At 73.2% G+C, this 11314-nt stretch carries 2 protein-coding genes; both read left to right on the plus strand.

The features are described from left to right. The first annotated feature begins 286 nt into the window (after positions 1–286). Positions 287–10132, plus strand: a complete 9846-nt coding sequence (locus HW837_RS06380; RefSeq protein ID WP_237270025.1) for a non-ribosomal peptide synthetase/type I polyketide synthase — start codon at positions 287–289, stop codon at positions 10130–10132. After that, on the plus strand, positions 10122–11309 hold the full coding sequence (locus HW837_RS06385; protein ID WP_193379953.1) for a cytochrome P450: 1188 nt from the start codon (positions 10122–10124) through the stop codon (positions 11307–11309). Before HW837_RS06380 ends, HW837_RS06385 begins: the two co-directional genes overlap by 11 nt. The last annotated feature ends 5 nt before the right edge of the window (positions 11310–11314 follow it).

Here is an 11314-nt window from a genome sequence, read left to right on the forward strand (position 1 = left end):
TGAACGGACACTGTCGGTGACTATCCGGTGGCGGGCACAGGGCGTCATGCGCGGGCAGCGATCGAGGACGCCGGACCCGCCGTGACCGCACCTCACTTCCAGCCCTGGCGCACGGCCGCTCACGCTCCGACAGTTCCCCACCGACCCGGACCACTGTGCTCCACCACTTCGGCCGCCCCGGCTCTCCGTCCCGCACGGATCCGGGAGCGCGGCCATCGCCCCCAGGCCCGTGCGACCGAGCGCCATCCGAGCCGCACGCGCGACCCAGCGTCACAAGGACTAGACCATGACGGACTCATGCATCGGTACCTCCGACCCCTCCGACCCCTCCGACCCCGCACACCCCCCTCTCCCCCGCTCCCGCCCACCGCACCCGACCTCCACGCCCACGGGCCCGCCGCATCCGGCACCGTCCAACAGCCTTGCCCACGCCGACGGTTGCTCCGTCTCCGCACCCGTCGGCCCGCCACTCACCGACGCCACCGAGACCGCGCGCGAGAAGATCGCGATCATCGGGATCGGCTGCCGACTGCCCGGCGGGGCGTCCGACCACCGCTCGTTCTGGCAGAACCTGGTCGAGGGCAAGGACTGCATCACCGCGACCCCGCCCAGCCGTTACGACGTGGCCAGCCTCGGCAGCCGGGACCGGGCCAAGCCCGGCCGGCTGGTCGGCGGCCGGGGCGGGTACATCGACGGCTTCGACGAGTTCGACCCGGCCTTCTTCGGCATCAGCGGTCGCGAGGCCGATCACATGGACCCCCAGCAGCGGAAACTGCTGGAAGTGACCTGGGAGGCACTGGAGGACGGCGGACAGAAGCCGGCCGAGCTGGCGGGCCGTGAAGTCGGCGTCTACATCGGCGCGTTCACCCTGGACTACAAGATCGTCCAGTTCTCCGACCTGTCCTTCGAGACCCTGGCCCCGCACACCGCCACCGGCACCATGATGACGATGGTGTCGAACCGCATCTCGCACTGCTTCGACTTCCGCGGCCCCAGCGTCTCCGTCGACACCGCCTGCTCCTCCTCCCTGGTCGCCGTCCATCTGGCCGCGCAGAGCCTGCTGCGCGGCGAGACCGACCTCGCGCTGGCCGGCGGCACCCTGCTGCACATCGCGCCGCAGTACACGATCGCCGAGACCAAGGGCGGTTTCCTCTCCCCACAGGGGCGCTCCCGCACCTTCGACGCGGCCGCCGACGGCTATGTACGGGCCGAGGGCGTCGCGGTCGTCGCCCTCAAACGGCTCTCCGACGCCCTCCGCGACGGTGACCCCGTCCACGCCGTCGTCATCGGCAGCGGCGTCAACCAGGACGGCCGCACCAACGGCATCACCGTGCCCAACCCGGACGCCCAGGTCACGCTGATCGAACGGGTCTGCGCCCGGGCCGGGATCGTCCCCGGCAGCCTCCAGTACGTCGAGGCGCACGGCACCTCCACCCCGGTCGGCGACCCGATCGAGGCGAACGCGCTGGCCCGTGCGCTGGCGGTCGGACGGCGGCCCGGTGACACGTGTTACGTCGGCTCGGTCAAGACCAACATCGGGCACACGGAGGCGGCGGCGGGCCTGGCCGGGCTGATCAAGTCGGCACTGGCGCTGAAACACCGGCTGATCCCGCCACACATCAACCTGGAGCGGCTCAACCCCGCGATAGACGCGGCCACGCTCCCGTACGAGATCCCCACCGAACCCACTCCGTGGCCCGCGCACCAGGGCCCGGCCAGGGCCGGAGTCAACTCCTTCGGCTTCGGCGGCACCAACGCGCACGTCCTGCTGGAGGCGGCACCGGAGCGGGAGTTCGGGCCGGAGCCGAAGCCGGAGTCGCAGGCAGCGCGAGAAACGCAAGAAGCGCCAGAAGCGCGAGAAGCACGGGAAGCACGGCCTGAAGCGGAGGGTGCCGTCACCGTGTCGGCCGGGGGTGCCGTGTCGGCCGGGGGTGCTGAAGGGGAGCCCCAGGGGGAGCCCCTCTGGACCGTGCTTCCGCTCAGCACGCGGGAGGACGCCGCCCTGCCCCAGGTGGTCGCCGGTATCCAGGCCGAGCTGGCCGGGGTGCGGGGCGGTTCCCCGGCCCGGCCGGCCGACCTCGGCCACACCCTGGCCCATCGCCGCCAGCACCACGACGCCCGACTCTCGGTCGTCTACGACTCCCGCGACGCCGCCGCCCGCGCCTCGCTGGACGAGGCGTTCTCGGCGTACCTGCGGGGCGAAGCGCACCCCCGGGTGCTGAGCGGTCACCGCCTCGACCCCCGGCACCGCCGGCTCTGCTGGGTCTTCACCGGCATGGGCCCGCAGTGGTGGGCGATGGGCCGCCGGCTCTACGCCACCGAGCCCGTCTACCGGGAGGCCGTCGAGCGCTGCGCCGAACACATCGGCGAGCTGACCGGGTGGTCGCTGACCGAGGAACTCGCCGCCGCCGAGGCGCACTCGCGGATGAGCGAGACCTGGCTCGCCCAGCCCGCCAACTTCGCCGTCCAGGTCGGGCTGGCCGCGCTCTGGCGCAGTCGCGGGGTGCGCCCGGACGCCGTCGTCGGCCACTCCACCGGTGAGGTGGCCGCGTTCCACGAGGCCGGTGTCTACGACCTGGCCGACGCGGTCAAGGTGGTCGTCCACCGCAGCCGGCTCCAGCACCGGCTGGCCGGCACCGGCGGCATGCTGGCCGTCGCACTCACCGAGGCCGAGGCCGTCCGGCGGCTCCGGCCCTGCGGCGACGCGGTCTCGGTGGCCGCGGTCAACAGCCCCGGCTCGCTCACGCTCGCCGGGGACGCGGTGGCACTCGCCGAGCTGGCCGACGCACTCACCGCCGAGCAGGTCTTCTCCCGCCCGCTGTCCGTGGAAGTGCCGTACCACAGCGCCAGGATGGAGCTGATCAAGGGCGAGCTGCTGGAGTCCCTCGCCGATCTCAAGGCCCGTCCCGCCGTGGTCCCGCTGTATCTCACGGGGCGCGAGGGCACCGCCCACGGCACCGAGCTGGACGCCGGGTACTGGTGGCACAACGTCCGGGACACCGTCCGCTTCCGCCAGGCGGTGGAACGGCTCACCGACGACGGATACCGCCTCTTCGTGGAGATCGGCCCGCACCCGGTGCTCGGCCGGTCGATCGTCGAGACGGTCCAGGCCCGAACCACCCGCCAGACCCCCGACCCCGGAGCCACCCGCCCGACCGATGACACCCGCTCCGCCGACCCGACCGGTGACACCCGCTCCGCGGACGCGGGTACGTCCGAGGTCCGCACCCTGCCCTCGATCCGGCGTCAGGAGGACGAACAGCGCACGTTCACCACGTCGTTGGCCGCTCTGCACAACCTCGGGGTCGAGATCGACTGGTCGGTGCTCCAGCCCGCCGGACGTGTGGTCCCCCTGCCGCGCCACCCGTTCCGGCGGGACCGGCACTGGGTCGAACCCCGGCCCGTCGCCCAGATCAGGCGGGGCCGGATCGACCACCCCCTGCTCGGTCGCCGCCTGCCCGGCGCCGAACCGGCCTGGGAGGCCCGGCTGGACACCGAGGCACTGCCGTATCTGGAGGACCACCGGATCCAGGGCACCGTGGTCTTCCCCGCCGCCGGTTTCCTGGAGATGGCCGTTCAGGCGGTGCGTACGCTGACCGGCGGCACCGACGCCGCGCTCGCGGGCATCGAGCTGCGCAAGGCGCTCTTCCTGCCCGACGGCGAGAGCCGCGCCGTCCACCTCACCCTCTCCACCGAGCAGGGCGGCTTCACCGTGGCCACCCCCGCCGGGGACGGGACCGAGCGGACCGTGCATGCCGTGGGCACCGTTCGGCCTGGTCAACGCCGTTGTGCCGTACGGGCGTTGGACGCGACGGCGATCCGTGGGCGGGCCGCGCGCCGCCTGACGGGGCCCGAGTGCTACGCCGAACTGGCCGCGCTCGGCTATCACTACGGCCCCGCGTTCCAGGGCATCGAGGAGGTCTGGGTCGGCCCCGGCGAGGCGCTGGCCCGGATCCGTCCGACGGCGGCGGTCGCGGGCCGGGGCGTGGACCATCAGGTGCACCCGGTGATGATGGACGCCTTCTTCCAGACCCTGCTGACCCCCCAGCTGTCGACGGCGCGGCACGGAGGCGCGGGCATCCGGCTGCCGGTCGCCGTCGAGGAGGTCCGGCTGGACGCGGTCGGCGACCGGACCCTCTGGGTGCACGCGACCGTCGTGCGGGACACCGGCACCGAACTGCTGGGCGATCTCGCGGTGTACGACGAGGAGGGTGCCTCGCTCGGCGGGGTCACCGGCTTCCGGGCCGCCGACGTCGAGCAGGCCGCCACCGCCGTCGGACCGGCGACCATCGACGGCTGGCTCGCCGAGCCGGTCTGGACGGACCTTCCCGAGGTCCCCGAGAGTGCTGACGACGCCGAGTCGAGGGCCGGGGAGCGGGAGCACTGGCTGGTCTTCGCCGACCGCCGGGGGGTCGGCGCGGCACTGGCCGAGCGGATCGGCGCGCGCGGGGGCGGTTGTTCGCTGGTCCTGCCCGGCAGCGGTTTTCGGCCTGCCGAGGGCGGCGGTCCGGCCACGGTGGAGCCCGGCTCCGCCTCCGACCTCGCCCGCCTCCTGGCCGACCGCCGCGCCTCCGGCCTCCCCGACCCCACCACGGTCGTCCACCTCTGGAACCTCGACCACCCGACCCTGACGCCCCCGGCCCACCCCGGCACCACGACCGACGGGCAGACCCCGACACCGACGGCAGACGCCCACCCCCCAACCCACCCCGCCGACCCACCCACCAGCACCGTCGCCTACAGCCTCGTCCCCCTCGCCGCCCTCCTGTCGGCCGAACTGCCCGGCTGTCGGCTGCACATCGTCACCCGGTCCGCGCAGGCCACGACCGCCGGTGAGCGGGTCGAGCCGCTGGGCGCCCCCGCGTGGGGCATCGGTCGGGTGCTGCGGCACCAGGAGCTGCCGGGGCACCCCGGGAAGCTGGTCGACCTCGGGCCGGGCGGGGAGGCCGGGGCCGAGGCGACCGCGCTGTTGCGTGAGTTCGCGGTCGCCGACGAGACCGAGATCGCGCTGCGCCCCGGCCGGAGGCTCACCTGCCGGCTGCGCCCCGCCGAGGGGCTGAGCCTGCCGCTGCCGCCGAGCCTCCGCCCGGACGCCGCGTATCTGGTGACCGGTGCCTTCGGCGCGCTCGGCAGACTGCTCTGCCGCACCCTCGTGCGGCGCGGCGCCCGTCGGCTGATCCTGGTCGGCCGAGGCACCCTGCCGCCGCGCGAGCGGTGGCGCGACCTCGCCCCGGACGGGCCGCAGGGAGGGCGCGCCGCCTTCCTGCGCGAGCTGGAGGCGCTCGGCGCCGAACCGGTCCCGGTGACGCTGGACATCACCGACGAGTCCGCGCTGGCCGCCTGGCTGGCCGACCACCGGCGCCTGGAGCGCCCGCCGATCCGGGGCGTGTTCCATCTGGCCGGCCAGGTCCGCGACACCCTGGTGGGTGACCTCGACCGGGAGACGTTCGACGCGGTGTACGACCCCAAGGTGCTCGGCGCCCTCGCCCTGCACCGGCAACTGGCAGGCGAACCGCTCGACCACTTCGTGCTGTTCGCCTCGATCGCCTCGCTGCTGACCACCGCCGGACAGACCAACTACGCCGCGGGGAACGCCTTCCTGGACGCGCTCGCCCACCACCGCCGGGCGCTCGGGCTGCCCGCGCTGAGCCTGGACTGGGGCCCCTGGGCCACCGGCATGATCGAGGAACTCGGTCTGATCGACCACTACCGCGACAGCCGGGGCATGAGCTCGCTGGCCCCGCGGACCGGGATGGCCGTACTGGAGCGTGTGCTCGGGCAGGACCGCGCCCAGCTGCTGATCGCCACCGTGGTGGACTGGCAGGTCTTCCTCGCCTGGTACCCGGCCCCGCCCCAGCTGGTCGCCGACCTGGCGGCCACCACCCGGCAGTCCGCACGGGCGACCGAGCGGACCGGCCCGCTGGAGGCGCTGCGCGCGGCCGGCGAGGCGGAGCGCCCCGCGCTGCTCACCGCCTGGTTCACGACACTGGTCGCCGGCGTGCTCCGGGTGCCCGCCGAGCAGATCGCGGCGGACAGCGGACTCGGCGGGCTCGGCCTGGACTCCCTCCTCGCGATGGAGCTACGGGCCCGCCTCACCACCGAACTCGGCACCACCCTCCCGCTGGTGGCCCTGCTCAGCGACGCCCCCGTGGCCGAGCTGGTCACCCAACTGCACGCGTCGCTGGTCGAGTTGCTCGACAAGGAGCGGCCCGGCACGGACCGGGCCGCCGTCGAGCGGTACGAGGACGAGACGGCGTATCCGCTGACGCAGAACCAGAAGGCGCTCTGGTTCCTCAAGCAGCTCGACCCGGACGGCTTCGCCTACAACATCGGCGGTGCGGTCGAGGTCCGGGTGGAGCTGGAACCCGAGCTGATGGCCGCCGCGTTCCGGACCATGGTCGAGCGGCACCCGGGCCTCCGGGCGAACTTCGTGCTCGACGGCGGCCGGGCGGTGCAGCGGATCTCCCCCTCGGTGGAGCCGGACTTCGGGGTGCACGACGTCGAGCACCTGGACTGGGACGAGATCCACGCGTTGATCGTCCGCGAGTACCGCAGGCCGTACGACCTGGAGCGCGACCCGCTGGTGCGGTTCCGGCTGTTCCGGCGCGGCCCGGCCCGGTGGATCATCATGAAGGCGGTCCACCACATCGTCTCGGACGCCCTCTCCACCTTCACCTTCATCGAGGAACTGCTCGCCGTCTACGAGGGGTTGCGCCGGGACGCCGCGCCCGAGCTGCCGCCGGTCGCCGCGCGCTACCTGGACTTCCTCAACCACCAGACCGAGTTCCTGGCCGGGCGCGAGGCGTCGAGGATGCTCGACTACTGGCGCTCGCACCTGCCGGCCGAGGTCCCGACCCTTAATCTGCCCGTCGACAAGCCGCGCCCGGCGGTGCAGACCCACAACGGCGCCTCGGAGTTCTTCGTCCTGGACGAGGAGCTCAGCGCCCGGGTCCACGCCGTGGCCCGCGAGCACAACGTCACCGTCTTCATGGTGCTGCTCAGCGCCTACTACCTGCTGCTGCACGCCTACTCGGGGCAGGACGACATCGTCGTCGGCAGTCCGGTGACCGGCCGCACCGACGAAAGGTTCGCCGGGGTGTACGGCTACTTCGTCAACCCGCTGCCGCTGCACGTGTCGCTGGCCGGTGAGCCGAGCGTGGCCGAGCTGCTGGACCGGGTGCGGACCACCGTGCTGGGCGGGCTGGACCACCAGGAGTACCCGTTCGTGCTGCTGGTGGAGAAGCTCGGCCTCCAGCACGACCCGAGCCGCTCGGCCGTGTTCCAGGCGATGTTCATCCTGCTCCACCACAAGGTCGCCACCGAGAAGTACGGCTACCGCCTGGAGTACATCGAACTCCCCGAGGAGGAGGGGCAGTTCGACCTCACCCTGTCCGCGTACGAGGACGAGGCGGAACACCGCTTCCACTGCGTGCTGAAGTACAACACCGATCTGTTCGAGCCGGCGACCATGGCCCGGCTGGCCGGGCACTACGTCAACCTGCTGGAGGGGCTGACCACGGCCGTCCCGGAGCGCGCGGCGACCGGGCTGGAACTGCTCGGCCGCGAGGAACGGGCACTGGTCCTCGGGAGCTGGAGCGGCGCGGACCGCCGGGTGCCGTACGGGGCTCCGGTGCACGAGCTGATCCTGCGCGCGGCGGCGGCCGATCCCGAGGCGCTCGCGGTGGTGATGCCGGACGGCTCAGGTGGGACCGTCCGCCTCGCCTACGGCGAACTGGCCGAGCGCTCGGCGCGGGCCGCCGCCCGGCTGCGGACCTTGGGTGCCGGGCCCGGCACCGTGGTGGCGCTCTGCGCGGGGAAGTCGCCGGAGCTGATCGTCGCGCTGCTCGCCGTGCTCCGCGCCGGCGCCGCCTATCTGCCGCTCGACCCGGCGGACCCGGACGACCGGCTGTCCCACCTGGTCCGCAACGCCGGAGCCACACTCGTCGTCGGCGACGACCGGGACCGGCTCGAAGCCCTGCCCGCCCGGTGGGTGACCGTGGGCGAACTCCATGCGTCCCCCTCCCCCACGGACACGGAGGAGGACGAGTTCGCCGACGTCCGGGTGGGCCCGGACGACCCGGCGTACGTCATCCACACCTCCGGGTCCTCCGGCCGGCCCAAGGCCGTGCGGGTCTCCCACGGCAACCTGGCCTCGGCGTACCAGGCCTGGCGGGCGGAGTACCGGCTGGACAGCGAGGCGAGGGTCCATCTGCAGATGGCCGGCCCCTCCTTCGACGTCTTCACCGGTGACGTCGTTCGCGCCCTCTGCTCGGGCGGCTCCCTGGTGCTGGTCGGCCGGGAGGTCCTGTTCGACACGGCCCGGCTGTACGAGGTGATGCGCGCCGCGCGGGTGGACGCGGCCGAGTTCGTCCCGGCGGTGGTCCGCCTCCTGGTCGGGCACTGCGAACGCTCCGGCCTGCGGCTGGACTTCATGCGGCTGCTGGTGGTCGGCTCGGACCTCTGGAAGGCCGAGGAGTACGAGCGGCTGCGCGCCCTGTGCGGGCCGGGAACCCGGCTCGTCAACTCCTACGGCCTCACCGAGGCCACCGTCGACAGCACGTACTTCGAGGGGCCGGTGGCGGGGCTGGAGCCCGGCCGGACCGTCCCCATCGGGCGGCCGTTCCCCAACAGCGCCTGCTATCTGCTCGATCGGCACGGCCGTCCGGTGCCGCCCGGTGTCACCGGCGAACTGTGGATCGGCGGCTCCGGGGTCGCGCTCGGCTACGCGGGCGACGAGGAGCGGACGGCCCGCCGGTTCACCACCCTGCCGCTGGGCGGCGCCGACGGCACCGAGCCGGTCCGGCTGTACCGCACGGGCGACCTGGCCCGCTGGGACACCGCCGGCGTGCTGCATCTGCTCGGCAGGGCCGACACGCAGGTCAAGGTGCGCGGACACCGGATCGAGCCGGGCGAGATCGAGAGCCGGCTCGCCGAGTGGCCCGACGTGGACCGTGCGGTGGTGACCGTCCGCGCCGACCGCACGGGCGAGAAGGTGCTCTGCGCCTACTGCGTGCCGGCCCCCGGCCGGACCGTCGACCGGCGCGCGCTCCGCCGCCGGCTGACCGCCACTCTGCCGACCTTCATGATCCCGGCCCATCTCACCGAACTGCCCGCGCTGCCCCTCACCGCCAACGGCAAGGTGGACCTGGCCGCGCTGCCAGCCCCGGACGCCCGGGCGGAGGACCGGGACGCCGAGCCGCCCACCACCCTCTACGAGATCCGGATGGCCGAGCACTGGCGGTCCCTGCTGGGCATCGAGAGGCCCGGTCTCCAGCACGACTTCTTCGAGTCGGGCGGCTCCTCGATCAAGCTGATCGAGCTGATCCACGGTCTGCAGGCCGAGTTCAACATCGCCGTCCCGGTCAGTCGGCTGTTCGAGGTCACCACCCTGCACGGGATGGCGCGGACCGTGGAGGACATCATCACGGGCCGGATCGCGGGAGGTCGGCCCTACCTCTGGTTCAACAAGGAGCGGTCGAGCACGCTCTTCTGCTTTCCGCCGGCCGGTGGCCACGGTCTGGTGTACCGGCAGTTCGCGGCACACCTGCCGGAGTACCGGCTGGTCGCCTTCAACTATGTGACGGGGGACGACAAGGTCGACCGGTACGCGGACCTGGTGGAGTCGCTCCAGCCGGAGGGGCCCTGCGCCCTCCTCGGGTACTCCCTGGGCGGCAATCTCGCCTTCGAGGTGGCCGGGGAGCTGGAGCGGCGTGGGCGGACGGTGGCCCATGTGGTGATCGTCGACTCGCACCGGATCGCGGAGCCCTTCGACCTCTCCGACGAGCACGTCGAGGTGTTCGAGCGCGAACTGGCCGACCATCTGCGGCGGCACACCGGTTCGGCCGTGGTCGCCGAGGAGACCCGCGCCCACGCCCGTGACTATCTGCGGTTCTGCGGCCGGACGCCCAACCTCGGGGTGGTCACCGCCGCGATCGGCGTGATCTCCGACGCCGAGAAGGCCGCGCTGTACCAGGCCGGGCACGACGGCGCCTGGCACGGCAGCTCGACCACCCGGACGACCGTCGTCCCGGGCTTCGGCCGCCACGCCGAGATGCTCGACCACGAGTTCGTCGCCCACAACGCCGGGCTCGCCCGGTCGATCCTCGACGCGGGAGCAACCGATGCGCCCTGAGCCGGCCCTGCCCTATCCCTTCGCCCCCCGGGGGCTCGAACTCCACCCCGCCTACGCCGAGTTGCGCGAACAGCCGCTGGCCCGGATCCGGATGCCGTACGGCGACGGCGCCTGGCTGGTCACCCGGTACGAGGACGTACGGGCGGTGCTGGCCGACCCGCGGTTCAGCCTGGCCGCGGCGATGGGCCGCGACCAGCCCCGGATGCGGCCGGTGGCCCGTACCGGCGCCGGACTGTTCTCCACCGAGCCGCCCGAGCACACCCGGCTCCGCTCGCTGGTGGCGCGGGAGTTCGGGGCCCGCCGAGTCGAGCGGCTGCGTGCCCGGGCCGTGGAACTGGCCGACGAACTGCTCGACCGGATCGTCGAGGCGGGCCAACCCGCCGATCTGGTCGAGGACTTCTCGATCCCCATGCCGACCACCATCATCTGTGAGGTGCTCGGCCTGCCCGCCGAGGACCACCGGATGCTCTGGGCCTGGGCGGAGACGGTGCTCTCCGCCGTCACCCCCGGCGAGGTGCTCGCCACCGAGGGCCAGGCCTTCATGGACTACATGGCGCGCGTGCTGGAGCTGCGGGGCCGCGAGCCCGGCGAGGACCTGCTGACCACGCTGGTGCGGGCCTGCCGGGAGCAGAAGCTGATCGGCGAGGAGGAGCTGCTCTCGATCGCCTGCGACCTCTTGATCGCCGGCTTCGTCTCCACGACCAACCAGATCGGCAACTTCTTCCACCAACTGCTGTACAACACAGCGGAGTTGACCCGCCTGCGGGAGCGGCCGGAGCTGATCCCCCGGGCGGTGGAGGAGCTGATGCGGTACGTGCCGCTGCTCACCGGCTTCAGCCTCCCCCGGTACGCGACCGCCGACGTCGAGCTGGGCGGGGTCACCGTCCGGGCCGGCGAGGCGGTGATGATCGCCACGGCGGCGGCCAACCGTGATCCTCGGGTCTTCCCGGAGCCGGAGCGCCTCGTGCTGGACCGCCCGGCCAATCCCCACATCGGCTTCGGTCACGGCGTGCACTACTGCGTCGGCGCCCACCTGGCCCGGCTGGAGCTGCGGGTGGCGATCGAACGGGTCCTGGCCCGGCTCCCCGGACTGCGGCCGGCCGTCCCCGAGCACGAGCTGCGCTGGAAGCAGGACGCGATGGTGAACGGCCTCCAGGCACTTCCGGTCGCCTGGTGAGCGGG

The sequence above is a fragment of the Streptomyces caniscabiei genome, from assembly GCF_014930365.1.
In the GTDB taxonomy this organism is placed as follows: domain Bacteria; phylum Actinomycetota; class Actinomycetes; order Streptomycetales; family Streptomycetaceae; genus Streptomyces; species Streptomyces caniscabiei.

Excerpts from the sequence above, each read along its gene's own strand:
- HW837_RS06385 (WP_193379953.1), top strand. The coding sequence starts at position 10,122 with ATGCGCCCTGAGCCGGCCCTGCCCTATCCCTTCGCCCCCCGGGGGCTC.
- HW837_RS06380 (WP_237270025.1), top strand. The coding sequence starts at position 287 with ATGACGGACTCATGCATCGGTACCTCCGACCCCTCCGACCCCTCCGAC.